We start from the raw sequence: 24744 nt of genomic DNA on the forward strand, positions 1-24744 counted from the left end.
GTGGTAAAATACTGCGGGTTCGTCCGATCAGGCCAAAAAGACGTGTCGTGGTCGGTCAGCAAGGACTTCCCGCCCCCACTGTACCGTCTCGCGGAAGTCGTCCGACCGGAAGAACGTCATCGCGTCCTCCTTCGAGCGCCACTGGCTCGCGATGAACATGTCGTTCTCGTCCTCGACGTTGGTCATCAGATCCGTCTCGAAGTGGCCGTCCATCTCCGCGAGGGCTTCCCCCACGTCGTCGAACGTGTCGACGAACTCCTCGGTGTACTCCGGTATCGTCTCGTAGAACATCCCCATCGTGCCGAAACCGGACTCCTCGCCCGCACGGGCGACGATACCCGGAAGCTCGGAGAGGAAGCCGGCGGCGGTCTCCGCGGCCGACCCCGTCTCCCAGATGGAGACGACCGCCGTCCGGTCCGTCGTGTGGCCCTCGTAGACGGCGGTCTTCACGTGGGTGCCGTAGTGATCGAAGTTGCCGCGGAGCCCCTCGACCTCGTCGAACAGTTCGTCCACGTCGGCCTCGCTGTAGAGGACCGTCGCGAACACATCCTCGCCGTGGGGCTTGCCGGCGTAGATGTCGAGGTCCGCGAGCTCGCCGCGGATCTCCTCGTCGGAAGTCCCGTCCCCGTCGCCCGCTTGCGAGTCATCTCCGTGTGGATGGTCGCCCTCGCCGCCCGTCTCCTCCTCGCCGTGCGGGTGGTCGCCGTGTGCGGACCCGCCGCTCGCGTCGGCGTGGTCGTGGCCCCTACCGTCTCCGTGGGAACCGTCGCCGTGCGCGTCGTGTGAGCCATCCGGATGTGTCCCGGTTGCGTGAGCGTCGCCGTCGGCGGACTCGCCCGTCGGGACCGACTCGCCGGCGAGGTACGCGCCGAGGTCGCTCGGCGGGAACCGCCGACCGACGTAGAACTGCCCGAACTCGCCGTATCGCGAGGAGGCCTCGTCGAAGCGCATCTCATAGACGATGTCCTTGATGTCGGTCGGGTCCGCGCCGAACAGGGTGACGCCCCACTCGTGGTCGTCGAAGCCGACCGAGGAGGCGATGACCTGTTTGATCCGCCCGGCGTACTGTTTCCCGACCTCGCCGTGGCCCGCCATGAGGTCGGCGCGGTCCTCGAAGGAGAGGTCATACCAGTTGTACTCCTCGCCGCGTCGCTTGCTCATCGGATAGAAGGAGACGTACTCGTCGTCGGGCATCTCCGGTTTCAGCTTCCCCTCGATGTACCGGCGGAGCCCATCGTCGATCTCCGCCTCGTCGTCCTCGAAGTACGCGTCGGAGACGTATCCCGACACTTCGGTGACGGAGACGTACGACGACTCCGTCGTCGTGAACTCGGCGAGCGCAGTGTTCTCGAACGATCGCTCGATCGTCGAGAGCGCGTCCAACGTCGGCCGGAAGTGGATCGTCAGCAGGTCCGCCTTGTGCCCGATGACGGAGAACACCGCCGAATCGCCGGTCTCGGCGGTGGCGAGCGCCTCTCGGTGGGCGAGAAACGACCGTCCCTCCTCGATGGCTCGGTCCCGCTCGTGACGTGGTGCGTTTCGCCACGCGTCCCAGTCGATCGATCGGAACTCGTGGAGCGCGAACCACCCTTCCTCTGTCGCTGGTGCCTCGACCATACGTCGACTTGGAGCCCCCGTGGCTTAGGGGTTTTCGGGTCGTACTCGGAACGCCCCGGGGCGACCGTATCGTCCTCGTGCCGTCGCCGGGACCGAAACCGTTTCACGACGACCGTGTGAGACGGAAACGATGCGGGAAAGCGTCCCACCGAAAGGACTGATCTCGTATCTCGCCTTGGAGCTGCTCGCCGAGCGGATCACGGACTCGGTCGAGGAGCTCCACGCGACCGCGGAAACCGAGGGCGACGCGGCGGAGGGCGAGATCTCGTCTGGGTCGGCGGACTGAGACGGGGCGGAGTCACTTCTCCTCGCCTAGCGGTCTATCAACCGCCCGAGGAGGCCGCCCGGGAGGCCCGTTCTGACGAGCCGGTCGTACACGCGGTCGGGGAGCACCGCGGCGAGTCGTGGGAGCCATTTCGCCCGACGACTCACCCGGTATCGGGTACGAGGTTGGTCGGTCGTCGCCGCGGTGACGACCGCCTCGACGACGGTTTCGACCCTCGTCGCGGCCGGCGTGTACGCCTCGAACTCGCGGTAGACGTCGGCGTACGCGCTCCCGCCGTCCGACAGCGACCGGATCCCGTCGCTCGCGCGCTCGTTGAACCCGGTTCGAACCGGTCCCGGCTCGACGAGGGCGACGGTGGGCCCGCGCGGTTCGAGCTCGCGTCGAAGCGCCTCAGTGTACCCACGTACTCCGGCTTTCGCGGCGCTGTACGCGCCGTGGTACGGCAACGCGACGCTGCCCACCATCGAACCGACGACGACGATCCGCCCGTTCCGCTCCCGGATCGATGGCGCGACGGCGCGGACCACGGTATGAACCGTCGTGAGATTCGTGTCCAGCTGCCGGCGAAACGACTCCGGCGTGGTGTCCTCGAGCGCGGCGAGCTCGTAGCCCCCGGCACAGGTGACGACGACGTCGAGGTCGCGTCCGGACAGTTCCTCCCGGACCGCGTCGCCGTCACGGAGATCGAGGACCGCGGTCTCGATCGAGTCGGGAAGCGTCGAGAGGCCGTCGGCGTCGTGATCCAGCGCGATCACGTCGTGATCACGGTCGACGAGCGTCTCCGCGACCCCGCTCCCGATCCCGCCCGCCGCACCGGTAACGACGACTCGCATGCCTCGGCGTTCGAGCCCCCGGGTCATAGTAGGCGGTACTTCGTCGGTTCACGGTCGAGGCCATCCCCGAAGGACTATATCCGTCACCGCCGACGGTTCGAGACATGCCAACGGAGGAACCGCGCGTTCCGATCGTCTGTACCGACTGCGAGACGGAGACCCGTGTCCCTCTGAACGATCTCGAGGACGCGCTCTCGCGACACAACGAGGGGAAACACGACGGTGAGGAAGTGGCGGAGGTCGACCCCGGACTGAAGAACCAACTGGCCGACCTCGTCGCGGAGGACCTCGGTCTGTTCGACGAGGACGCCGAGGAGCGCTGATCCGAGGGTGGATCAGTCGTGGTCGGCGAGCGCGCCCTGCGGATGACCCTTGTGTTGTAGGTTCCGGTTGTCACGCTTGCGGACCGCGGTCGCCGGGATGACCTCGTCGACCTCCGATCGCGGCCGACCCGTGTACCCGTGGTTCGGGTGCTGCTCACAGTGTGCCATCGCGTCGTGGGAACCCTCCCACGGCCCGGCCTCGCACTCGTCCGCCGTACAAACGAAGACTATCTCTTCTGACATGCTGGCTCGTGGTATCGCTCGGGTATATAAAAAAATCCGTACCCAGTTATCAGGAATGATATCAAGGTGACGACGCGGTCGACGGCGAAGGCGACGCAGATCAGTCGGTCGGGGCCGGTACGCCGGTGATCTCGACGCTCGTTCCGTCGTGTCGACAGTCCTCAAGCGCATGTTTGGCGGCGAAGCCGGCCTCGTGGGCGGTCGCACCGCGGCCGACGCCGACCTGAAGGTCGACGTCGACGTCGTTCATGACGTGATCGACCGCGTCGGTGAACGCGGACTCGTTCAGGTCGGGACAGACGGCGATGATGTTGTCGCCGCCGACGAAAAACGAGAGCGCGCCGTGGGCTTCCCGGAGGTACTCCATCAGCGACGCGTACGCCCGTTCGATGTTGATGAACGTGTCGAACTCGTTGAGTCGGTCGGTGTACTTTCCAGTCGCGTTCACGACGTCGAAGTGGGCGATCTGTAGGTCGGAGGGAGTCGTCTCCGTGAGATACTCTCCTGCGAGCACTTCCGTCCGGTGTTCGTCCTGGGCGCTCCCTTCGAGTTGGATCCGGTGGTTCGCCTCCTCCAGAGCGTCGACCGGGCGGTCGCTCACGGCGGTGCCGAGGCTGACGGTCACCGGGTAGCGATTCCGGATCGATTCCTGAAGCGTTGCGTGTGCGTCGCCGTCGATGCCGTTCGTCACCGTGATCATGTTATCGAATCGGGTGAAAAAGGCGTACCCGTCACGGTGGCCGAGATACTCGGCGATGTCGGCGAACAGCCGGGACTGTAGCGTCTGTAAGTCCATCTCTCGACGGGGCTCCGGCGTCACGGTCCACGGTCCGTAGTTGTCGATCTGGACCAGCGTCACCTGGGTCGTCGTCACAGTACTACTCCGTTCGGCCCGCCGTCGCTTTACCCTTCCGTTATCACGAAGGTGGAACCGGTTTCAAAACTGGAACGATATCGGTCGGATCCGACTTCATACCGACCTGCGTTACTCACTCTCGCTGTCTAGCGAAAACCACTCCTCGACGAGCGGTCTCGAACCACCGATTCGATTTCAACGGAGCCGAAACGACGCGCCAACAACCGCTTCGCGGTGGTCGTAGCGGTCTCAGTACTCCTCGTACGCGAGGTTCATCAGCCACTGAGAGAAGGCGTCCGACTGCGGGTCGATCTCCTCCTCGCCGATGAATGGGGACAGCATGTCGTCGGCCATCAGGAGCCCGAACTCGAGGTCACGGGGGGCGGGTTCGAGGTAGTAGGTGTTGTGCCCATTATAAACGGTGTTCTCGCGCTGGATGAGCCCGGACTCCTCTAACGCCTCCGCGATGCGGCTTCCCTTCCGCGAGGAGACGTCGAGCTCCTTCCAGAAGTCGCTCTGGTGGATCCCGCCGGTCTCGCGGATGAGTTCGAGGCCGGCGCGCTCGTCGGCCGACAGCTCGGACTCGAGTTCGGACACGCTCATGTCCCTACACCCGCTCGCGAGTCGCTTAAAACTGGCTTTCCGTCGCGTCGCTGCCGTCGCCGAACCCGTCGGGGACGACGATCGCCTCTGCGGCGGTCTCACACGGCGGCCCGTCGGCGTACGCGAACGCGGGGTCGGACCCGGTCCGGATCCGGGTGAACGACCGGGTCCCGAACCCGTCACCGTGGAGACACGCGCCGTACGAGTGGTCCGCGAGCACGTCGGCCGCGCGGTCGAGCCATGTCCCCGCCCCCTCCCCGGGCTCCGGAACGACCGCGGCGGCGACCCGGTAGGCGCTGTCCGCCCGCTCCGCGCCGGACTCCGCGCGCCGCTCCGGGACCGCGAACCGTGGCTCGCCGTTCACGACTCCGCCGACGTTGCCGACGACGTGGACGCCCGGATCGAGCCGGGTGACCGACAACCGGCCGTCGTACGAGAGGAGGAACGCGGCGAGGTCGTCCGCGAGTACGAGGTTGAACCCGTCGTAGGTCCGCTCGTCGACCTCCCGCTCGACCGCTCTGACGGCCGCCCCCGCGGAGGACATCCGGAGGCAGTCGGCGACCAGCAGGCCGCGGGATCGGTCGCCCTCGCGGTCACCGTCGAGCCACCGGTTCGTGACGGCGACGACGAGCCCCGAAGGTCCCATCCCGATCCACGTCCCCCCGGCCTCGGCGTCCCGCGGGGCGAGGTACTGACCCTCGTCGCCAGAGTCGGCATCACCTTCTCCCTGAAGCGCGGGCGGCTCCGACTCCCTGTCGAGAGCCTCGTCACGGTTCGCGGCGAGAGCGATCGGGACTCCCTCGAACGCGCGCCAAGCGATCGTGAGCGTACACACGACCGTCGATCGCCGGCCTCGGACAAAAACCCGCGGTCGGAAACGTGATATCGTTTACTCGGAGTAAAAGAAATCTTTTGGTCACTGGCCCACTCGATAGACGCATGAAGGCGATCGCAGTGTACGAGGGCGGCAGCGAGCCGGTCGTGATCGACAAGCCCCGGCCCGAGCCGTCGTCGGGGGAAGCGCTGGTCCGAACGCTGCGCGTCGGCGTCGACGGCACCGATCACGAGGTGATCGCCGGCGGTCACGGCGGCACCCCTGAGGGTGAAGACCACCTCGTGCTGGGCCACGAGGCCGTCGGCGTCGTCGAGGACCCGAACGACACCCCGTTCGAGGCGGGCGATCTCGTCGTGCCGACGGTCCGCCGCCCGCCCAACGGTGCCAACGAGTACTTTGCGCGGGGAGAGCCGGACATGGCCCCAAACGGACGATATCACGAACGGGGGATCGTCGGTGCGCACGGGTTCATGGCCGAGTACTTCACGAGCCCGGCCGAGTTCCTCGTCGGGGTGCCGCCGTCGCTGGCCGAGTGGGGGTTCTTGATCGAGCCGGCGTCGATCACGGAGAAGGCCGTCGAACACGCGGCCGCGAGCCGGTCGGCGTTCCACTGGGAGCCGGAGTCGATGCTCGTGTTGGGCAACGGCGCGCTGGGGCTTCTCACCGTCGCGATGCTGGACGATGAGTTCGAGCGGATCTACTGTCTCGGGCGCCGTGACCGCCCCGATCCGACGATCAACGTCATCGAGTCGCTCGGCGCGACGTACGTCAACTCGAACGAGACGCCGGTGCCGGCGGTCCCGGACGCTCACGAGGCCGTCGACTTCGTCTTCGAGGCCACCGGGTACGCCCCGCACGCCTTCGAGAGCATCGAGGCGCTCGCGCCCAACGGGGCCGCCGCGCTGCTCGGCGTGCCCGGCGACTGGGAGTTCGAGATCGACGGGGGACGGCTCCACCGCGAACTCGTCCTCCACAATAAGGCGCTCGTCGGGAGCGTCAACTCCAGCTACGAGCACTTCGAGGCCGCCGTCGAGTCGCTATCGACGCTCTCCGAGTCGTTCCTGACCGATCTCGTCACCGGCGTGTATCCGCTCGACGAGTTCGAGGCCGCCTTCGAGGATGACGACACGACTATTAAAACGGCGGTCGAATTCGGCGCATATGAAGAACGTTGACGACCTGATCGACAGCGCAGCCGAGCTCGCCGAGCACGGGCTCTCGAAGGGAGAGATCGCGGACGAGCTGAACGTCTCCCGGGAGACCGCAAGCTGGCTCGTCGAGCGAGCCGGCGGAAACGGCGACGGGTCGGCGTCCACCGACGCCGACTCCACGGACTCCACCGCCGACATCCACGTGGACTGGTCGGCGCTCGGTCGGGACTCGACGCGCCTCTCGTACGCTGCCGCGGCGATGGCGGACCTCCTCGCGAAGCAGGGCGAGGCGGTGGACCTCACGGTCGGGATCGAGAAGGCCGGCGCGCCGCTCGCGACCGCGGTCGCCCGTGAGCTCGACACCGACCTCGGGACGTACGCGCCCGCGAAACACCAGTGGGAGGAAGGCGACATCGCCGACCACGGTGGCGGGTTCTCCCGCAACTTCGCCGGGATCCGCGACCGCGATTGCTACGTCGTCGACGACATCATCACGTCCGGGACGACGATGCGGGAGTCGATCGACGCGATCCGCGAACACGGTGGCGAGCCGGTGGCCTGTGCCGTGTTGGTGGACAAAGTCGGCTACGACGACATCGAGGGCGTCCCCGTTCACTCGCTCGTCGACGTCGTCAGCGTCGACCGCGAGTAGCCCGGCGGATCCGATCGGGATGACTTCCCTCGACCGGACGGTATGGTCCGGGCGGAACCCCTTTGAATCGTCGTCGCCTACCCATGCCCATGACGTTTCAACCAGAGGGCGACATGGATCCCGACGCGGTCGCGGAGCGAGTCGACGAGGCGATAGCCGAGAACGACGTGGTGCTGTTCATGAAGGGGAACCGACTGATGCCCCAGTGTGGCTACTCGCAGCGCGCGATTGAGCTGATCAGCGGTCACGTCGAGGAGTTCGAGACGGTGGACGTGTTGCCGGCGCTACCCGCCTATCGTGAGGCACTCACCGAGCACAGCGGCTGGGAGACGATCCCGCAGACGTACGTGGACGGCGAGTTCATCGGCGGGAGCGACGTCCTCGCGGAGCTCGACGAACGCGGCGAGCTCGCGGGCGAGCTCGGCGTCGCGTAACGGCGTCGTCCGAAGAGTAGGCCATATAAACCTACGTCACGTATATGGGGTAGGTACAACCGTTTCCGCCCGCGTTCCGACGACCCGTCCAACCCATCATCCATCCCAGTAAACAATGACAGGCCGCGTGTTCAGACTTCACTCGACGCTCGAACTGCCACTCGAAGACGTAGAGACGTACTTCGACGAAGACCCCGACCTACCGCCGGAGATCGACGGCATCGACATCACGCGTCGAAACAATACGCTCATTATCAAGGCCCTGTCCGACGACGAGAGCATCAGCAAGTACACGCCGACCGCCCAGCTGAAGGCGTCCGTCTCCGAGACCCGCGTGTGGGAGGAGGAGCCCCCTCGTGCCGGCGGCCCACAGTGGATGGACGACGAGGAGGAGGAGATCCCCTCCGAGCTCGTCGAGTTCGCCTGTTTCAAGGGCGATCGGGAGACCGTGCTCCAGAACAGCGCGCTCCAGTACCCGATGTTCCTCGTCCTGCGGGAGCTGGCGACGCGTTCCGAGAAGGGGACCCTGACCGCGATAACCGAGGCCGACGACGAGCTGGAGGCAACGCGGATCGTCGAGGGTGAGCCGCGACCGGCCAGCATCGAGGTCGTCGAGAGTCCGCAGGGCGGAGACGGCGACGGCGGCGTCAACTGGCGCGACAACGACTTCATTTCGGACTGAGCGGATCGTCGACGCCGACGACCCGCCCCGACCGTCACCCGTTTTGGCCTGCCGACCCGCTCCGACCGCCGACGCTTTAGGCGTCCCCTGCGTCCGATGACTCATGACTGGCGACTGGGTAAGCCTCTTTTCCGGCGGGAAGGACTCCTCGTGGGCGCTGTATCGCGCGATGGAGAGCGATCTGGATGTCTCTCGGCTGCTCACCGTTCATCCGGCCGGGGACTCCTACATGTACCACACGCCGGCGACGCGGCTCGCGGCGCTCGCCGCCGAGAGCGTTGGGATCGACCTCGTCGAGCTCGAACCGGACGATTTCGGTGCCGACGACGTCGACGACGCCGGCGCGCAGGGTGACGACGAGTTGGAGCCGATGGAGGCTGCGCTTCGCGAGTTGGCCGCCGACCGCGACATCGATCTGGCGGGTGTCACCGCGGGAGCCGTCGAGAGCGAGTTCCAGACGAGTCGGATCCGGGGGATGTGCGACCGGCTCGGGATCGAGCTGTTCGCCCCGCTGTGGGGGGAGGACCCGGTCGAACTCGCGGAGGCGATGTTCGACGCCGGCTTCGAGATCCGGATCGTCCAAGTGGCCGCCTACGGGCTCGACGAGTCCTGGCTCGGTCGACGATACGACGCGGCAGCACTCGCGGAGTTGCTCGAACTCCGGGAGGAGTACGGCGTCCATCCCTTGGGCGAGGGCGGCGAGTTCGAGACGTACGTCGTCGACGGGCCACACATGAACCGGCGGATCGATCTGGAGTACGAGACCGTCTGGGAGGGTGATCGGGGCCATATCGACGTGACGGACGCGACGCTGCGCTGAGTCGGGAGCGTCACTCTCCGGGACGCCCACGGGAAGTCAGTACTGCCGGCATGTATGTCATTTTTTATCATATGGCCCCTTCGTCCGTGACATGGAGTTCGATCGGTACCGCGAGGCGGTGGCTGCGAACCGACGAGAGCACGATTTCGACGCCCTCGACGGGAGGTCGGGATTCGATCGGTTGTGGACGAGACGAGAGGAGGACCCGACGGTCGGGTCGGTGTCGTTGTTCGGAACCGTCGTCGACGCGACCGACTACGACGCTGATGACCTCGCGGACACCGCCGACCGATTTCGGGCGGTGGTCGACCGCCGAACCGACGACGGCGACGAATCGGTGACGCGGATCGGCTACGTCGTCTTCGTGGTCTCCGGTGCCGATGACGCACTCAGTACGGCGGCGGCCGAGTACACGGTTGCCGAGCGGCGAACGAACGTGTTTCCGCTCGTATACGACACCGAGACGCGGACGCTCCACACGCACTCGGTTCCGCGATTGAAAGGGCGCGGGATATACCGTCGGCAGGCGGACGACGCGGAACGGCTCTTCGAGGTGTAGTTCTCGTTTCGAGGCCTAAGGCCAGTTTCCGCTCTGATCGTACGCGTTCGCGACTCGATCGAGAGCGACGACGTACGCGGCCGTGCGGAGGTTCGGGAGGTCGTGTGTCTCGTACGCCTCGATGAGCCCGTCGAAGGCGTCGGTGATGACGCGTTCGAGCTCCTTGTTAACGCGCTCTTCGGTCCAATGGAACCGCTGTCGGTTCTGGACCCACTCGAAGTACGACACCGTGACGCCGCCGGCATTCGCGAAGACGTCGGGGACGACGGTGACGCCACGCTCGGTTAATACGTCGTCGGCACCGGGCGTGAGCGGCCCGTTGGCCGCCTCGACGACCACGTCGGCCGACACGTCGACCGCGAGGTCCGCGTCGATGGCGTTCTCCAGTGCCGCAGGGACGAGGAGGTCGACGTCCGTCGTCAGCAGCTCGTCGTTCGTGATCGGCTCGGTTCCCTCGTACCCGCCCACCGCGCCCGTCTCGGATTTGTGGTCTTTGACCGCACGCGGGTCGAACCCCTCGGGATCGTAGATCCCGCCCCCGGAGTCGGAGACGGCGACGATCGTTGCCCCGAGATCATCGAGCAGGGCCGCCGCGACGGATCCCGCGTTCCCGTACCCCTGTACTGCGACGGTCGCGTCCGCGACGTCGCGGCCGAGCCAGTCGAACGCTTCGCGCGCGGCGAGGGTGGTCGACCGCCCGGTGGCCTCGACGCGACCAGCGCTGCCGCCCGAGTCGATCGCCTTCCCCGTTATGACGCCGGGAGCAGTCGTGTTCTCCAGCGTCTCGTAGGTATTTTTGATCCAGTTCATCTCGCGCTGGCCCGTGTTCACGTCGGGTGCCGGGATGTCCCGGTCCTCGCCGATCATAGGTCGGAGCTCCGTCGCAAAGGAGCGAGTGAGCCGTTCGAGCTCTGCCATCGAGTACTCCGCGGGGTCGATCTCGATCCCTCCCTTCCCGCCGCCGTAGGGGATGTCGACGACCGCGCATTTATAAACCATCCAGCCGGAGAGCGCCTTCACCTCGTCTCGGGTAACGCCCGGGTGATATCGGATACCTCCCTTATATGGGCCTCTATCGCCGTTGAACTGTGCGCGGTACGCACGAACGGTTTCGAGCGACCCGTCATCGCGCTCGAACGTCAGGTTCGTCTCCAACACCCGCTCGGGCCGTTTCAGTCGCTCGATGACGCCCCGGTCGACGTCCAGATGGACGGCCGCGTCGTCGATCTGCTCCTGAAGGCTCTCGAACGGATTCGCTTCGTCGCTCATACTCGAGTATCCGGTGCCCGAGAGTTAACGGTGGCGAATGTCACGGATCCTCTCGATCGCCCACGCCGACGCGATCGACGAGGCCGGCCGCGCGAGCGCGGTCCACGACTCGCTCCGCCTGTGTGAGAAGCGGCGCGTCGATCATCTCGCCGTCGACTTGGAACACGCCGCGCTCCTCGGCGTCGGCCTCGTCGCGAGCCGCCAACACCTCCCTCGCCCACTCGACGCGTTCCGGGTCCGGCGTGAACGCCTCGTTTATCGGGTCCACCTGCGAGGGATGGATAGCCAACTTGCCGTCGTAGCCGAGCGTCATCGCGAACTTCGTCTCCTCCCGGAGGCCGTCCGGGTCCGAGAAGTCCGTGTACACCGTGTCGATCGCGTCGACCTCGGCGGCGCTGGCGGCGAGAACGACGTGCTCGCGAGCGTGGAGCACTTCGGTCCCCTCGTCGGTCCGAGTCGCGCCGATGTCCGCCGCGAGGTCCTCCGCCCCGAACGCGACCGCGGTCGTCGCCGACGCCCCGGCGATCTCCCGTGTCGAGAGCACTCCCTCCGCGGTCTCGACGAGCGCGAACACGTCGATAGCGTCGAGCCCGCGATCGCGACACAGCGCCGCCACGCGATCGATCCGATCGGCCGATTCGACTTTCGGGAGCATGACCGCGTCCAGTCGGAGGGGCTCGTCGTTCCCCTCGGAGTCGGAGCCACCGTCGTCACCCTCGGATCCCTGCCCGGCGATGCTGCCCGCGAGCGCGTTGAGGTCGGCGTCCGCTTCGGTCGCGGTCAGCCGGACGCACACCTCGGCGTCGGGGTTGAAGGCGGGATCGGTGAGGAGTTCTCGGATCGCCTCGCGGGCGTATTCCGTCCGGCTCGGCGCGACCGCGTCCTCCAGATCGAAACAGAGGACGTCGGCGTTCGTGGCCGGCCCCTTCCGCATAAGTTCGGGGCGGTCACCGGGCGAGAACAGGAGGCTTCGTCGGGCCATGCCCGAGGCTGGTCGCCGTCGAATAATAAAGCCGGTGAGCCGGCGACGAGCGGACGGTCGGCGACGAGCGGACGGTCGGCGACGAGCGGACGGTCGGCGACGAGCGGGCGGTGATCGACTGCGAGCGCCAGCCATATGTGGGTGCCCGTGGAGGCTCCCGACATGACCGGACGCTACTACGAGGAGTTCACGGTGGGCGAGACGATCGACCACGCGAAGCGGCGGACAATAAGCGAGTCCGACAATCAGCGGTTCTGTGATATGACGATGAACCAGCAGCCGCTCCACCTCGACGCCGACTTCGCCGCCGACACGCAGTTCGGCGACCGGCTCGTGAACGGCTTATATACCATGTCGCTGGCGGTCGGCGTGTCGATCCCGGAAACGACCGACGGCACTGTCGTCGCCAATCTCGGGTACGACGCCGTCGAACACCCGAACCCCGTCTTCCACGGCGACACGATCCGCGCGCGGTCGACGGTGCTCGACAAGCGGGAGACGAGCGACGGCGAGCGCGGGATCGTCACACTGCGCGTGGAGGCGTTCAAGACCGTCGACGACGCCGAGGACGTCCTGGTCTGTTCGTTCGAGCGAACGGTGCTCTCCCTGAAACGGTCCGAGACGACCGACGGAGAGTGAGCGTCTTTTAAATGGTCTACTCGTCCGCGAGCAACAGCCCGAGATACGACGTTCGGATCTGATCGGCGGCGTCGAGACCGAGCCGTTCGAGGGCGTCGACCGCGCTATCGCGGGCCGGAGCGATCGCGTCCTCCGTCTCGACTTCGCGTTCGATCTCGACGAACTCCCCGAGGCCGTCAACGGCGTCGAGACTGACCGTGAACCCTTCAAACGACCAGTACTCGCGGCGTTTCTCGACGGTCGCCGTCGGCTCGAACCCGAGCCCGTCGAGTATTCCGGCGGCCTCGTCGGCGTCGTCCACTCCCGTCTCGTGTTCCGAGCGGGTCTTCGATCCCTCGTCGAGGAGCGGCCCTTTATACGTGATCCGCGTCGATTCCGTCTCTTCGTCCCCGCTCGCCTCGCCCCCGTTTCGAGTCGTTTCATGCCGGATCCGGAGCGCCTCGTCCGTCTCCGCGAACTCGCGGTGTGGGGCGTCGTAGTAGACATCCCGTTGCCAGCGCGTCTCGCCGGGCCGGGCGTCACCGTTTGTAAGCCGTGCCCGAACGGCGTCGTGGGCGGCCGGGACCTTGATCTCCACCTCGTACATACTCGCGGGTCGGCGGGAGTACTCAAAAGGGCGACGGCAGCGGTCGGACCGGAGCCGAGATCGATCGGACGACTCCGGCAGCGGTCGACCCGAGCGCAGCAGCGGCGTAGCACGGGCGAGGAGCGGACCCATCGGCCGGGTCTCTCGGCCGCCGTTCGGCCCGAACCGTGCGCCTTAAGAGTGTAACGGGTGTTGTTCCGCTATGAGCGATCAGGAGCAGGCTGAGGCGGCCGAGAGCGCCGAGGAGTCCGACGCAGAGCCGGACGAGGAGACCGAGTCCGACGCGAACGGACTCGACGACGGCGACTTCGTCCGACTCGCGTACACGATCCGAACGGCCGACGACGGCAACGTCATCGACACCACGGACGAGGCGACCGCTGAGGAGGCCGAGATCGACACCGACGAGTACGAGTTCGAGCCCCGGATCATCGCGCTCGGTGCCGGCCACGTGTTCCCGAGCGTCGAGGAGGCGCTCATCGGAGCGTCCGTCGGCGACGAGGATGTCGTCGACGTCCCCGCCGACGACGCGTTCGGCGCGTACGACCCCGACGAGGTCGAGACCGTCAAGGCCGACAAGATCCCCGAGGACAGCCGCTACCCCGGCGCACAGGTCCAGATCGACAACCGTCAGGGCCACCTCGAAACGATCATCGGCGGCCGTGCCCGCGTCGACTTCAACCACCCGCTGGCCGGCGAGGACCTCGAATACGAGTACGAGGTGCTCGAGATCATCGAGGATCGTGAGGAGAAGGCCGCCGGCATGCTCGGGATGCACCTTCAGGAGGCTCCCGAGGTCCGAATCGAGACGGTCGTCGAGGAGGAGGAGACCGTCACCGAGGACGACGAGGGTGAAGAAGTTGTCGAGACCGAGGAGGTCGAGAAGGACGTCCTCTACGTGACGGCAACGCAGGCGATGCAGATGAACCAGCAGTGGATGTTCCAGAAACAGCAGATCGCGCAGGACCTCATGAGCCGCCTCGATCTCGACCGCGTGGTCGTCGAGGAGGTCATCGAGGGTGGCGGTATGGGCGGTCTCGGCGGCATGATGGGCGGCATGGGCGGTGCCGGCGCGGGCGACATCGAGGACGCGCTCGAAGACGTCGACATCGACGCCGACGAGATCGCGGACGAGATCGACGAAGCATAACCGGGTTCGTCGCTTCCAACCGGGCGATTTCCCCCTCCATGCCTGGAGAGGGAGACGAACGGATCGACACCTTTTGAATCTCCCCGTCTCCACTCGTGAGCATGGGGATCGAACGGGCACGCGGGGACCTCCTCGTCGCCGCGAGCGCCGGGGGATCGACGATCGTCCTCGCCGTCGTATCGAGCGTCATCGGAGCAGTGACCATCGGAACGGCTCCGACGCTGGTGCCGCTCGGCGTCTACCTCGCGTACCTCTTCTCTCGGAAGGGCGGACCGTACGGAGGGATGGACACGTCACGGAACTGGGCGGTCGCGGCGGTGCTCGCCGGCTTCATAGTGCTCGCGATCGAGGCGGGCCGGGTCGTCATTGGCGTGTGATCCCGTTGCTCCGACGCACGTGTTCGGTGCTCGGCCGGAACACTAGGCGATGTCCCGGCTCGTGTCGACCGAGACGGTGTCAGTGAGCTTCAGCTTGACCGGCTCCTCCAGTGCGGCACCGCCGCGGAACTTGGTGACGGCGAGCCGGTTCACGATCTCGGTCGCCGAGACCGTGGTTCGAAGGTCGAAGACGACATCGGCCACCTGCTCGGAGACGACTCGGTTTCGCGAGCGGGTTCCGGTGTCAAGGGCGTGTAGTACGCCGATCGCGCCAGCATCGTCGACCGTTCCACGGAGGTCGCCGAGAAACGACCGGTATCGACCGGTTTCGGCGTCCTCCAGCGGTTCCGCTGAGTCGACGATGAGGGTCCCTTCATCCGGCAGCGTCGAGACACGATCGAGCGCGTCATCGAGGGGCTCTCCTCCGTCGAGCGCCTCGACTCTCGGGTCGCCCGTCGGGACCGCGGACGCCGAGAGGGCGTCCCCCACGGCGTCCGCGGTTCGGACGGTTGTGAGATAGAGCGTCTCGCGAACGTGAGTGAACGTGTTCAAGAACAGCTCAGACTGACTCGAGGGATCGGCCTTCAACACGACGAGACTTCCGGCCGGCAGACCCCCGTCAAGCTCCCTGTCGAGCACCGGGATCCCGGTTGCCAGCCGCTCCATATGCGTCGTTGTCCGCCCCGAAGGTTTGGCTCTGTCGGTGGCGTCACTCTCCTCGCCGCGGCGACGCCCGGCATCGATCGGTCGCCGTCGAGTCACGCGACCCGCCATCGATCGCCCCCGTACGTCTCCACGAGCCGATCGGCGGCCGCGTCGTACGCCGACCGTACCGTTCCGTCGGACAGGGGCTCCGGTGCCGCCGCCGGCGTTCGCGCGAGCACCGGACAGTCGAGGAGATCCGGGAGCGCGTCGGGAGTCGACCGGGCACGGGTGACGATCGTCCCGAGCGGTGGACAGTCGAGCCGTCGGGCGAGAGCGGCCGTCTTGGCCGCGTCGCGGATCGCGGGGCGACGAAGCGGCGTCACCAGAACACAGCGATCGGCCGCGCGAAGGGGTGCGGCCGCGTCGGGCGAGGCACCTGCCGGACAGTCGAGGAGAACGGGGGCGTCCTCCGGAAGAACGTCTTCGAGGCGCTCGAACACGGCCGCCGCGTCGACCTCCCGTGGCCGATCAGGGGCCGAGAGCACGGCGGGTTCGGTCCGGTCCTCGGGGATCGCGGCCGACCCGCGAGCGACTTCGTCGACCGCAAGTCCGGGCATCGACGGCCGCGTTTCCGCACCGGCGCGTCTGGCGGTCGCTGCCGGACGTCCCGTCTCGGCGGCGAGTTCCGCGAGGTTCGGGAGATCCCAGTCGGCGTCGACGGCGACGACCGGCGCGCCGCGACGGGAGAGCGCACGCGCCAACCCGACCGTCGTGGTCGTCTTCCCGCTGCCACCCTTTCCGCCGGCGAGGGCTATCACGGAGCGGAGTGCGTCGGTATCGTATAAAAAGGAACGGACGGGGTCGCCGTCGTCCGATCGGGCAGTCTCGACGGCGGTCAGTCCTGACAGCAGCCGCCCGCCTCGCCGCCGAAGTCGACCGCGAGCGGGTCCGATATCGCTTGGTTCACGGCTTCGAGCCGCTCCGACAGCTCGTCCTGTGCGTCGAGGAACTCGCGCATCACCGGCATCGAGTGGAGTTCCTCTTGAGTGCGCTGGACGCGCTGGAGGTCCGACTGGCTCGCGTCGCCGGTCCGCCGGGCCTGCATGAACTCCTCGCGGATGCGTTCGAATCGGTCGATCTGCTCTTGAACCTCCTCGTCGCGCTGAACCGCCTCGCGTGCCTCCTCGAAGCGGTCGTACTCGGGTGTTCGGGCGATCTGCTCGCCGAGCTCTCGACCCAGCTCCTCGATGGGGGCTTGTTCGACGCTCATACCCGACCTAACGGGGCGATCGGTTTCAACCTGCCGGAGGGGGAGACGTGCTGAGATCGATCGTATGCGTGAGTTCACGATCTGTGTGACCGCGTCGGGATCGACGGGATCGACGGTTCGATCGCTGATCCCGCGGACGCGGCTCTCGGAGACGGCTGATCGTCCGCGACGACGGCCCGGGCGTCCGCCATGAACCGCCTTCTCGAGCCGGTAGGTACTTATGACGCCCGGAAAGACGTGGGTGACATGTCCCTCTCGACCCGCTCGGACACGACGAGTCGCCTCGCCATCGGTGCTGCCGGCGGTGTCGCTTCCTACCTCCTCGGATATCTCCTCGTTTACGTCACACAGCGTGGCGGCGTCGACGAGCAGCTCGAGGGGTTCAACTTCATCGCCGACCTCTTCGGAAGCGACCCCATCCCCGCTTGGCAGGCGGTGGGCTGGCTGTTCTACAACGCCCACTTCGTCGCCACCGAGCTCCCGTCGTTGGTCGGCGGCGTCCGCTCCGAGAACTTCATCGCGGCCGGGGACGACGGGACGCTCACGGCGCTGTATGTCGTTCCGGTCGTGTTGCTTCTCGTCGCCGGCCTCGCGGCCGGTCGACTCGGGAACGCCGAGGATCCCGCGGACGGCGCACAGGCCGGCGCGCTCGTCGTCGTCGGATACCTACCGCTCGCGATCGCCGGTGCGGTCCTCTTCGGCTACTCGGTCGGCGAGGGAACGATCGCGCCGGACCTCGTGACGGCGGTCCTGCTCGCGGGGGTCGTCTATCCCGCCGCACTCGGGGCGGTCGGGGGCGTCGCCTCGACGTTTCTCGGAAACGAGTAGGGACGGCCGGCCACGTTCGCGTCGGCTACTGGTACATCTTCAGCGGCTCCGCCTGACTGCTTTCTTCCGTTGCCTGCCGCATCCGCTCGGCGAACTGCTGTTTCGCGTCGCGGATCTCGCTCGCCTGATCGACGAGCCCGTCGGTCGGCGTCTCCGTCCCGGCGATCGGATCGATCCCGTCGACGATGAGCGTTCGTGAAGCCTCCGGATCGGGGAACTGTGGATCCGACTCCACGATCAGTCCGATCGCGTCGCGCCCGCGTTCGAGCGCGTCAGCGAGCATGGCACCGGTCGGTCCGGAGACGAGTCCCGACTCGGGCGGGTCGTCGACATCGCCGGCGAGTCGGTCGCCTCCGTCGCCGGCGGTGACGGCGTAGAGTCCGGGTGGTTCGGCGTCCCGCTCGCTCGGCCGGCCGGAGAGGAACACCGGAAACGTCTCGGTCTCGTCGAACCAGCCGGCGAGACAGTCGGCGAACGTGGTGGCCGCCGCCGGGTTCACCGGAACGTCGCTCTGGAGAACCACGAGTCCGGACTCGGGCGCGGCGTACAGCCTGACGGGCGTGGTGAGCGCCCGTTCCGACTCCCGGTACACGGCGACCTCGGGAAGCCCCTCGCAGTGAACGTTCGCGTAGTGGCGCATGTCGTGAACGTCGACGAGGTGGTCCGCGGCGATCTTCCCCACCAGTCCGGCCCCCGGGAACCCCTCGACGAGCACGGGACTATCCAGCGCGATCGACTCATCGACGACGGAGATACGGGCCATACCGGCGCGTACGACAGGAGGCGCATTAAGCCTCCGGCGGATCCGGGGCGCTCGTTCGAAACCGTCTAACCGGGGCGGGTGAAACGGGAGGACATGAATCCGCTCGAGCGGTACCAACCGCTCGTCGACGACGTGGAGGCGTTCCGGGCGGCCTGCGACCGACCGCTTCCCTCCGTCGTCCGTACGAACACGCTCGCCGCATCGCCGGCCCGCGTCCGCGACGCGTTCGAGGCGGCCGGCGTCGCCTACGAGACCGTCGACTGGCACGACGGCCTCTTTCGACTCCCCGACGGCAACCCCGGCGGCAACTGGCCGCACGCACACGGGTGGACGCACGGACAGGAGGAGGTGTCGGTGCTCCCGGGGCTGGCGCTCGACGCGCAGCCGGGGGATCGCGTCTGGGACGCCTGTGCGGCACCCGGAAGCAAGACGACCCAGATCGCCAACGCGATGGACGACACCGGGACGCTCGTCGCTAACGACAACAACCTCGGTCGGCTCTCCGCACTCCGACACAACGCGGAACGACTGGGTGTGACGAACGTCATCGTCACGAACCAGGACGCGCGGAACTTCTCGACGAAACCCCTCGCGTTCGACGAGTTCGACCGCGCGTTGGTGGACGCGCCCTGCTCGTGTGAGGGTACCTGCCGGAAGAACCCGGACGTGCTCGACCAGTGGACGCTCGACCACGTACACGGCGTCGCCGGGATCCAGAAGGGGATCCTCGCGCGTGCCGTTCAGGCCACCCGGCCCGGTGGGACGGTCGTCTACTCCACCTGTACGTTCGCGCCCGAGGAGAACGAGGCGGTCCTCGATCACGTCCTCCGCGAGGAGGACTGCGAGCTCGTCCCGTTCGACCTCCCCCTGAAAACCGCCCCCGGCGTCACGGCGTGGGACGGGGAGACGTACGACGACAGCGTGACCCGCGCACACCGGGTGTACCCCCACCACAACGACACGGGCGGGTTCTTCTGTGCGAAGCTGCGCGTTGGTGGGCCGGGACGCGACGACGCCGCGAGCGACGACGCGGAGGTGGGCGCATGAGGGACGCCTCGGAACCGGACGACGATGACGCCCCGACAAACGATGTCCCGACCACCGATGCCCCGACAAACGACGGTCAGCGGTTCGATCGCCTCCCCGAGACGGCCGAGGATCGCGAGGTTGCCGGCCGGGCGAGTCGCGAGGAGGTCCTCGACTGGTGGGCAGATCGGTTCGGGATCGGTCGCGACGTGCTCGGCGAGTACACCTTCTGGGAGAAGGGAGCGGGGAAAGTGTGGGTGTTCAACGGTGAGGCCGACGATCCGAGCCGTGTCGAGGCGATCGGAATGACGTTTCTCCGGACGCGCCAGGAGCACTGGAAACCGACGACGCGCGCGGTCCAGCGGTTCGGCGAGCACGCGACGCGGAACGTCGTCGAACTCGACTCCGAGGCGGCCGCCCGGTTCGTTGCCGGCGAGGACCAGGAGCTCCCGGAGTGGGACGGCGACTGGGGGTACCTGATCGCCAGCCACCGGATCGCGGGCGGAACCGCTCCCATCGGGGTCGGGCTGTACCTCTACGACGAGTTGCGCTCGGTCGTTCCGAAGGGAAGTCGGGCGGACCTACCGGCCGTCGAGTGAGGCGTCGAGGAGGAGTCACGTCGAAACCCGTGGAACGAACCGACCTGCTCGTGCCACTGACCGTCGCTTTTCAGCGATCGCGGCATCCACTCTTCAACGGGCGATGCTCGTCCGAGCGGGTGTGACGTGTGCCTCGGCGATGCCTTCCTCCCGCGTCGCTGGAACGCGGAGAAAGATTAACCGCCTCCCCCGTCTTCTCTCGGCCATGGACCTGTCGGGGCTGCGTCTCCACACACCGGGGACGGTGACCGGCGCTCGTCGCGAGGCGGCCGTGTTAGCGCCCGTCATCGAGCGCGGGGGTGACGCCCACCTCCTCGTGACGAAGCGCGCCGCCCACCTCGGCGAGCATCCCGGACAGATGAGCTTCCCGGGAGGCGGTCGGGAGCCGTTCGACCGGACTCTCACCGATACCGCGCTCCGGGAAGCGAACGAGGAGGTCGGGATGCGGCCCGACGAGGTCGACGTCGTCGGCCGCCTCGACGACACGCGAAGCAGCTCCCGCTACAGGGTCCGGCCCTTCGTCGGCGTCGCGCCCGACCGCGAGTACGTCCCCGACGAGTCCGAGGTCGCCGAGGTCGTGGTCCTCGCGGTCGACGACCTCACCGATCCGGCGAACTACGAGTCCGAGCGCCGGCTTGGACACCCGGAGTACGGCGACCACCGCGTCCACTACTTCCACGTCGACGGCTACACCGTCTGGGGCGTGACCGGTCGGATGGTCGTTCAACTGCTCGAACGGACGACCGACTGGCGGGCCCCCGAGGAGGTCGACCGCGTCGTCGGCGTCGACGCGGAGCTGCCGATCTGAGCGCGCCGACGAGCGCACCGCCCGTCAACCGCGAACGGTTGGATTCAAGTCCGCCGGACCGGAATCGGCTGGTATGCAACCGGGAGATCGCGTCCGCGTCGACCGCGGGGACGTCACGAACGAGGGGGTCCTGCTGCCGTCGACGACGCCCGACCACCTCGTCGTCAAGCTCGACGGCGGATACAACGTAGGGATCGATCGCGACGACGCCGACGTCGAGGTGCTGGAGTCGGGCGTCCGCGACGTCGACGGTGGGGGAGGCGACGGCGGAGACAGCGACGACGAGGGGGCGGACGGATCGGAAGACGGGAGGGCGGACGGATCGGAAGACGGGAGGGCGGACGGATCGGGAGACGAGGGGACGGCGAGCGAGGTCACCTTCGACGACGACCTCCCCACGATCTCCCTCATCTCGACGGGGGGCACGATCGCCTCGACGGTGGACTATCGGACGGGAGCGGTCACGGCCCGGTTCGACGCGGAGGACGTGTTGCGTGCGGTCCCCGACCTCGCGGGGCGCGCGAACTACCGCGGACGGGTCGTCGCCAACATCCTCTCGGAGAACATGGACCCGGATATCTGGACAGAACTCGCGGCGGCGGTCCGCGAGGAGATCGAGGCGGGCGCGGACGGCGTCGTCGTGATGCACGGCACGGACACCATGCAGTACTCCGCCTCGGCGCTCTCGTTCGTCCTCGACGCGTCGGTTCCGGTCGTGTTCACGGGAAGCCAGCGGTCGGCGGATCGTCCCTCCTCGGACAACGTCATGAACGCCGTCTGTGCCGTCGAGGCCGCCAAGGCCGACCACGGGGAGACCCTCGTCTGTATGCACGCCGGACCCTCCGACGACGACTGCGCGCTCCACCGGGGGACGCGCGTCCGGAAGAATCACACCTCTCGCCGGGACGCCTTCGAGACGGTCGGCGCGAGGCCGCTCGGCGTGGTCGACTACGAGACCGCGGCCGAGTCGGGTGCCGACGGCGCAGTCGCCACTGACGCGATCGACTGGAACCGCGATCCGGCACCGCGCGGGGACGACGAGCCGACGGTGACGCCGGATCTCGCCGGCGACGTCGAGCTCGTCAAGTTCACGCCGGGGATGGATCCCACGGCGTGGGACTACCTCGACGGGAAGTCCGGCGTCGTCATCGAGGGTACCGGGCTCGGCCACGTCCACACCGACCTCATTCCCCGGATCGAGTCGCTGGTCGAGAGCGGGACGACCATCGTCATGACGAGCCAGTGTCTCGAAGGACGCGTCTGTGACCGCGTGTACGACACGGGTCGTGACCTCCTTGATGCGGGCGTCGTCGAGGCGGGCGATACGCTTCCGGGGACCGCGAAAGTCAAGCTGATGTGGGCGCTCGCGAACCGCGACGATCCGGCGGCGACGATGCGACGAAGCCTCGCCGGCGAGCTGACCGAGGAGTCACAGCCTTGGAGGTAACGGATGGGACGAGTTACCGTTCGACAGGCTCGAGAACCGGATGCTGAGGCGGTCGCCGCCTTCACCGGAGACACGTGGGGCGAACGACACGACGACTACATCCCGCGTGTGTTCGCGGAGTGGGTGGCGTCCGACGACGAGACCCAGCGCACGTTCGTGGCGACCGTCGACCCGGCGGATCTGGAGTCGATCGCCGGCAGCGAGGGGGTCGGCGATCCGACCGTCGTGACCGGCGACGGGACGGGTGCGGCGGCCTCGGGCGAGCCGGAGGCGGTCGTCGGCTGTGTACAGGGCGTACTCCTCTCGGAGTGGGAGTCGTGGGCACAGGGGATCCGCGTGACCCCCGCGGCCCGCGGGCTGGGCGTCGGGAGCCGACTGAGCGAGGCGGTACTCGACTGGGCGCGGTCCGCGGGAGCGACGGTGTGTCGGAACATGGTGTTCTCGTGGAACGTCGCCGGACTGGGGCAGTCACGGGCGGTCGGGTTCGACCCCGGAACCGAGTTCCGGTTCGCGCGTCCCGACCCGGCAGCGGCACCGGCATCCCGCCCCGAGGGTGTCGTCGACGATCCGGATCCCGACGCCGTCTGGGCGTTCTGGAGCCGGAGCGACGCACGCGACCACCTCGACGGGCTCGGACTCGACCCCGGCGAGTCGTGGTCGTGCTCGCAGCTGACCCGCGAGCGACTGGCGACCGCCGCCGACGAGGATCGACTGATAGCGATACGGAACGACGGGATCGCCGCGTTCGCGCTCCACACCCGGGTGTGGGAACGCGCGGGCGACGACGAAGGTGGCGACGGCGAACGAAACGCGATATACGGCAATACTGCGTGGCGCGACGCCGAGACGGCGGAGCAGCTGTTGGACGCGATCGCTCGCGACGCCGCCGAGCGCGACGCCGACAACGTCCGGGCGTTCATCCCCGAAACCGTCGACCACGTCAGCGACGTGGCGGCCAGCCGGGTGGACGTGAGCGCCGAACCGGACTTCGTGATGACGGCGGACCTGACGGACCGCTGACCCGGTTCGGCGTCCGTCAGCCGTCCGAGAGTCGAAATGCCATCAGCCGTCCGAGGGTCGAAATGCCGTCACGACGGCCGCGGAGCCGAACCGGCAACGCAACCGCCCCGGAACGAAGTGCTGAAACGCTCCGCGGGCGAACGTGTCGACATGCTATCGCTCGTCGCGGGCATCACGCTTCCCTGGTCGCTGCCGCTCACGCTCGTGATCTACGGTATCGTCGTCGCCGTCGCGGTGTGGATCTACCGCGATGCGAGCGCTCGGGGGAGCGATCGAGCGATCCTCTGGTTCCTGGCGACGCTCGTGTTCACGATCGTCCCCGTTCTCGTGTACATGTACCTCCACCGCGCCGAGGGGCCGGCGCGCTGAGTATCGCTCACGATAGCCGAACCCGAACGCCTAATTCTCCCCGCCACCCGCGTGTACTCATGTTCCCGACGTTGCCGGACGTCCTCCGACTCCTCGTCGTCCCCGTGTTCCTCTGGGCGGCGGTTCGGGACGTCCGGACGCGACGGCTCCCGAACTGGCTCTGGCCACCGCTGTACGCGTTCGGCGTGCTGTTGGTGCTCGTCGAAGCCGTTCGGTTCGCTCCGTTCGCCGGGTTCGAGGGCCGGCTGTTCCTCGTACAAACGCTTATCAGTCTGTTCCTCGTCGCGCCGCTCGGCTACGCGTTCTGGTATCTCGGTGCGTTCGGCGGCGCGGACGCGAAGGCACTCATCGCTATCGCCGTGTTGTTCCCGACGTTTCCGACCTACGAGATCGCGGGTGCCACGCTCCCGTACGTCGAGACCGCGCTCGGCGTGTTCTCGCTGACGGTCCTCACGAACACGGTCCTGATCGGGCTCGCCTATCCGGTCGGTTTGGCCCTCTATAACCTCACGACGGGGGAACGCTCCGCGACGATGTTTCTCGCCCGACCCGTCACGACCCCGTCGCTGTCGAAGCGACACGGGCGGCTCTTCGAGGACACGTCCGGAACCACCCGGAACGGGCTCGACCTCGACGCGCTCCGGATGTACCTTCGATGGCGCGGACTGACGCTGTCGGAACTTCGCGCGGACTCCGACGCCCTTCGCGACCCCGAAAGCGTGACGGAGACGTATGAGCCGACCGACGGCGGAACGCACGTCGGACCCGCAACCGACGGCGGCGAGCCCATACCCGATGATCTCAGCACCGTCGGCGACGTGGCCGCCTCGGAAACGTTCGACGACCCGTGGGCGGCCGACCGGTTCCTCGCGGAGATCGAGCGCGGAGCGTACGGTACCGACGCCGAGACGCTTCGGGAGGGACTGGAGGTCGTCGCGAGCCGTGAGTCGGTGATGGTGTCGCCCGGGATGCCGTTCGTCGTGCCGATGGCGGCCGGACTGGTCGTTTCGCTGACCTACGGCGACGTGCTGTTCGCGTTCCTCGCGGTACTCGGGCTCGTGTGACGTTCTGA

General features: G+C 67.4%; 32 protein-coding genes. 19 read left to right on the plus strand and 13 right to left on the minus strand.

Annotation, left to right across the window (positions count from 1 at the left end):
* Nucleotides 1-27: 27 nt before the first annotated feature.
* Nucleotides 28-1617 (minus strand): heme-binding protein, encoded by a 1590-nt coding sequence (locus J2751_RS02935; protein WP_209482979.1) that lies wholly within the window; start codon nt 1615-1617, stop codon nt 28-30.
* A 130-nt stretch (nt 1618-1747) separates the two neighbouring features.
* Between J2751_RS02935 and J2751_RS15495 the strand changes: the two genes are divergently transcribed.
* Complete coding sequence (locus tag J2751_RS15495; protein ID WP_245202575.1) at nt 1748-1903, plus strand: hypothetical protein; 156 nt, start codon at nt 1748-1750, stop codon at nt 1901-1903.
* Between the two features lie 26 nt (nt 1904-1929).
* Here J2751_RS15495 and J2751_RS02945 read toward each other — a convergent pair whose 3' ends face one another.
* Complete coding sequence (locus tag J2751_RS02945; RefSeq protein ID WP_209483211.1) at nt 1930-2736, minus strand: SDR family NAD(P)-dependent oxidoreductase; 807 nt, start codon at nt 2734-2736, stop codon at nt 1930-1932.
* A 104-nt stretch (nt 2737-2840) separates the two neighbouring features.
* Between J2751_RS02945 and J2751_RS02950 the strand changes: the two genes are divergently transcribed.
* Nucleotides 2841-3059, plus strand: coding sequence for a hypothetical protein (locus J2751_RS02950; protein ID WP_209482981.1), 219 nt, complete (start codon nt 2841-2843; stop codon nt 3057-3059).
* Between the two features lie 12 nt (nt 3060-3071).
* Here the strand turns inward: J2751_RS02950 and J2751_RS02955 are convergent, their stop codons facing one another.
* From J2751_RS02955 to J2751_RS02970, 4 genes are all read right to left on the minus strand, one after another.
* The gene (locus J2751_RS02955) at nt 3072-3302 is read right to left on the minus strand and encodes a hypothetical protein (RefSeq protein WP_209482983.1); all 231 of its coding nucleotides are present in this window, start codon (nt 3300-3302) and stop codon (nt 3072-3074) included.
* A 100-nt stretch (nt 3303-3402) separates the two neighbouring features.
* On the minus strand, nt 3403-4176 hold the full coding sequence (locus tag J2751_RS02960) for a GTP cyclohydrolase III (RefSeq protein ID WP_209482985.1): 774 nt from the start codon (nt 4174-4176) through the stop codon (nt 3403-3405).
* A 231-nt stretch (nt 4177-4407) separates the two neighbouring features.
* Nucleotides 4408-4761 (minus strand): helix-turn-helix transcriptional regulator, encoded by a 354-nt coding sequence (locus J2751_RS02965; RefSeq protein WP_209482986.1) that lies wholly within the window; start codon nt 4759-4761, stop codon nt 4408-4410.
* Between the two features lie 25 nt (nt 4762-4786).
* On the minus strand, nt 4787-5596 hold the full coding sequence (locus tag J2751_RS02970; RefSeq protein WP_209482988.1) for an NRDE family protein: 810 nt from the start codon (nt 5594-5596) through the stop codon (nt 4787-4789).
* A 104-nt stretch (nt 5597-5700) separates the two neighbouring features.
* Here J2751_RS02970 and J2751_RS02975 point away from each other — a divergent pair, with 104 nt between their 5' ends.
* The 6 genes from J2751_RS02975 (at nt 5701) to J2751_RS03000 (ending at nt 9894) form a co-directional block, all read left to right on the plus strand.
* Nucleotides 5701-6771: a glucose 1-dehydrogenase gene (locus J2751_RS02975; RefSeq protein WP_209482990.1), complete on the plus strand. Its 1071-nt coding sequence runs from the start codon at nt 5701-5703 to the stop codon at nt 6769-6771.
* Complete coding sequence (gene gfcR / locus J2751_RS02980; protein WP_209482992.1) at nt 6758-7399, plus strand: transcriptional regulator GfcR; 642 nt, start codon at nt 6758-6760, stop codon at nt 7397-7399. Before J2751_RS02975 ends, gfcR begins: the two co-directional genes overlap by 14 nt.
* An 89-nt stretch (nt 7400-7488) precedes the next feature.
* On the plus strand, nt 7489-7833 hold the full coding sequence (locus J2751_RS02985; protein WP_209482994.1) for a glutaredoxin family protein: 345 nt from the start codon (nt 7489-7491) through the stop codon (nt 7831-7833).
* Nucleotides 7834-7948: 115 nt separating this feature from the next.
* Complete coding sequence (locus J2751_RS02990; protein WP_209482996.1) at nt 7949-8515, plus strand: DUF7110 family protein; 567 nt, start codon at nt 7949-7951, stop codon at nt 8513-8515.
* Nucleotides 8516-8618: 103 nt separating this feature from the next.
* Complete coding sequence (locus J2751_RS02995; protein ID WP_209482998.1) at nt 8619-9335, plus strand: diphthine--ammonia ligase; 717 nt, start codon at nt 8619-8621, stop codon at nt 9333-9335.
* A 91-nt stretch (nt 9336-9426) separates the two neighbouring features.
* Nucleotides 9427-9894, plus strand: coding sequence for a hypothetical protein (locus J2751_RS03000; RefSeq protein ID WP_209483000.1), 468 nt, complete (start codon nt 9427-9429; stop codon nt 9892-9894).
* A gap of 15 nt (nt 9895-9909) precedes the next feature.
* Here J2751_RS03000 and J2751_RS03005 read toward each other — a convergent pair whose 3' ends face one another.
* Together J2751_RS03005 and J2751_RS03010 are read right to left on the minus strand one after the other, a co-directional pair.
* The gene (locus J2751_RS03005; RefSeq protein WP_209483002.1) at nt 9910-11163 is read right to left on the minus strand and encodes a Glu/Leu/Phe/Val family dehydrogenase; all 1254 of its coding nucleotides are present in this window, start codon (nt 11161-11163) and stop codon (nt 9910-9912) included.
* Between the two features lie 40 nt (nt 11164-11203).
* Nucleotides 11204-12145, minus strand: coding sequence for an HpcH/HpaI aldolase/citrate lyase family protein (locus J2751_RS03010; RefSeq protein ID WP_209483004.1), 942 nt, complete (start codon nt 12143-12145; stop codon nt 11204-11206).
* A gap of 162 nt (nt 12146-12307) precedes the next feature.
* On the opposite strand from J2751_RS03010, the gene J2751_RS03015 reads away from it, so the two are divergent.
* A complete protein-coding gene (locus tag J2751_RS03015) occupies nt 12308-12784 on the plus strand; it encodes a MaoC family dehydratase (protein WP_209483006.1) in 477 nt (158 codons plus the stop codon).
* 16 nt (nt 12785-12800) lie between these two features.
* Here the strand turns inward: J2751_RS03015 and cyaB are convergent, their stop codons facing one another.
* The gene (gene cyaB / locus J2751_RS03020) at nt 12801-13370 is read right to left on the minus strand and encodes a class IV adenylate cyclase (RefSeq protein ID WP_209483008.1); all 570 of its coding nucleotides are present in this window, start codon (nt 13368-13370) and stop codon (nt 12801-12803) included.
* A gap of 202 nt (nt 13371-13572) precedes the next feature.
* Between cyaB and J2751_RS03025 the strand changes: the two genes are divergently transcribed.
* Nucleotides 13573-14520, plus strand: coding sequence for an FKBP-type peptidyl-prolyl cis-trans isomerase (locus tag J2751_RS03025; protein WP_209483010.1), 948 nt, complete (start codon nt 13573-13575; stop codon nt 14518-14520).
* Nucleotides 14521-14621: 101 nt separating this feature from the next.
* Nucleotides 14622-14897 (plus strand): hypothetical protein, encoded by a 276-nt coding sequence (locus tag J2751_RS03030; RefSeq protein ID WP_209483012.1) that lies wholly within the window; start codon nt 14622-14624, stop codon nt 14895-14897.
* Between the two features lie 42 nt (nt 14898-14939).
* Here J2751_RS03030 and J2751_RS03035 read toward each other — a convergent pair whose 3' ends face one another.
* The 3 genes from J2751_RS03035 to J2751_RS03045 all read right to left on the minus strand — a co-directional run bounded on the left by J2751_RS03035 (nt 14940) and on the right by J2751_RS03045 (nt 16812).
* On the minus strand, nt 14940-15563 hold the full coding sequence (locus J2751_RS03035) for an RAD55 family ATPase (RefSeq protein ID WP_209483014.1): 624 nt from the start codon (nt 15561-15563) through the stop codon (nt 14940-14942).
* 92 nt (nt 15564-15655) lie between these two features.
* Nucleotides 15656-16360 (minus strand): MinD/ParA family ATP-binding protein, encoded by a 705-nt coding sequence (locus tag J2751_RS03040; RefSeq protein WP_209483016.1) that lies wholly within the window; start codon nt 16358-16360, stop codon nt 15656-15658.
* A gap of 77 nt (nt 16361-16437) precedes the next feature.
* Nucleotides 16438-16812, minus strand: a complete 375-nt coding sequence (locus J2751_RS03045; protein ID WP_209483018.1) for a YlbF family regulator — start codon at nt 16810-16812, stop codon at nt 16438-16440.
* A 246-nt stretch (nt 16813-17058) separates the two neighbouring features.
* Between J2751_RS03045 and J2751_RS03050 the strand changes: the two genes are divergently transcribed.
* Nucleotides 17059-17640, plus strand: a complete 582-nt coding sequence (locus J2751_RS03050) for a transporter (protein WP_209483020.1) — start codon at nt 17059-17061, stop codon at nt 17638-17640.
* A gap of 25 nt (nt 17641-17665) precedes the next feature.
* On the opposite strand, the gene J2751_RS03055 is transcribed toward J2751_RS03050, so the two are convergent.
* Complete coding sequence (locus tag J2751_RS03055) at nt 17666-18403, minus strand: proteasome assembly chaperone family protein (RefSeq protein WP_209483022.1); 738 nt, start codon at nt 18401-18403, stop codon at nt 17666-17668.
* Nucleotides 18404-18496: 93 nt separating this feature from the next.
* Here J2751_RS03055 and J2751_RS03060 point away from each other — a divergent pair, with 93 nt between their 5' ends.
* The 7 genes from J2751_RS03060 to J2751_RS03090 all read left to right on the plus strand — a co-directional run bounded on the left by J2751_RS03060 (nt 18497) and on the right by J2751_RS03090 (nt 24736).
* Nucleotides 18497-19450: an RsmB/NOP family class I SAM-dependent RNA methyltransferase gene (locus J2751_RS03060; protein WP_209483024.1), complete on the plus strand. Its 954-nt coding sequence runs from the start codon at nt 18497-18499 to the stop codon at nt 19448-19450.
* The gene (locus tag J2751_RS03065; protein ID WP_209483026.1) at nt 19447-20028 is read left to right on the plus strand and encodes a DUF7122 family protein; all 582 of its coding nucleotides are present in this window, start codon (nt 19447-19449) and stop codon (nt 20026-20028) included. The genes J2751_RS03060 and J2751_RS03065 overlap by 4 nt, the downstream gene beginning before the upstream one ends.
* A gap of 205 nt (nt 20029-20233) precedes the next feature.
* Nucleotides 20234-20836 carry an NUDIX hydrolase gene (locus J2751_RS03070; RefSeq protein WP_209483028.1) on the plus strand — a complete coding sequence of 201 codons (603 nt, stop codon included), beginning with the start codon at nt 20234-20236 and terminating at the stop codon, nt 20834-20836.
* 73 nt (nt 20837-20909) lie between these two features.
* The gene (gatD, locus tag J2751_RS03075) at nt 20910-22283 is read left to right on the plus strand and encodes a Glu-tRNA(Gln) amidotransferase subunit GatD (RefSeq protein ID WP_209483030.1); all 1374 of its coding nucleotides are present in this window, start codon (nt 20910-20912) and stop codon (nt 22281-22283) included.
* A gap of 3 nt (nt 22284-22286) precedes the next feature.
* A complete protein-coding gene (locus J2751_RS03080) occupies nt 22287-23303 on the plus strand; it encodes a GNAT family N-acetyltransferase (protein WP_209483032.1) in 1017 nt (338 codons plus the stop codon).
* Between the two features lie 150 nt (nt 23304-23453).
* Nucleotides 23454-23672 (plus strand): hypothetical protein, encoded by a 219-nt coding sequence (locus J2751_RS03085; protein ID WP_209483034.1) that lies wholly within the window; start codon nt 23454-23456, stop codon nt 23670-23672.
* Nucleotides 23673-23731: 59 nt separating this feature from the next.
* The gene (locus tag J2751_RS03090) at nt 23732-24736 is read left to right on the plus strand and encodes an A24 family peptidase (RefSeq protein WP_209483036.1); all 1005 of its coding nucleotides are present in this window, start codon (nt 23732-23734) and stop codon (nt 24734-24736) included.
* The last annotated feature ends 8 nt before the right edge of the window (nt 24737-24744 follow it).

Origin of the sequence: Halorubrum alkaliphilum, from assembly GCF_017873815.1 — an archaeon.
Taxonomy (GTDB): domain Archaea; phylum Halobacteriota; class Halobacteria; order Halobacteriales; family Haloferacaceae; genus Halorubrum; species Halorubrum alkaliphilum.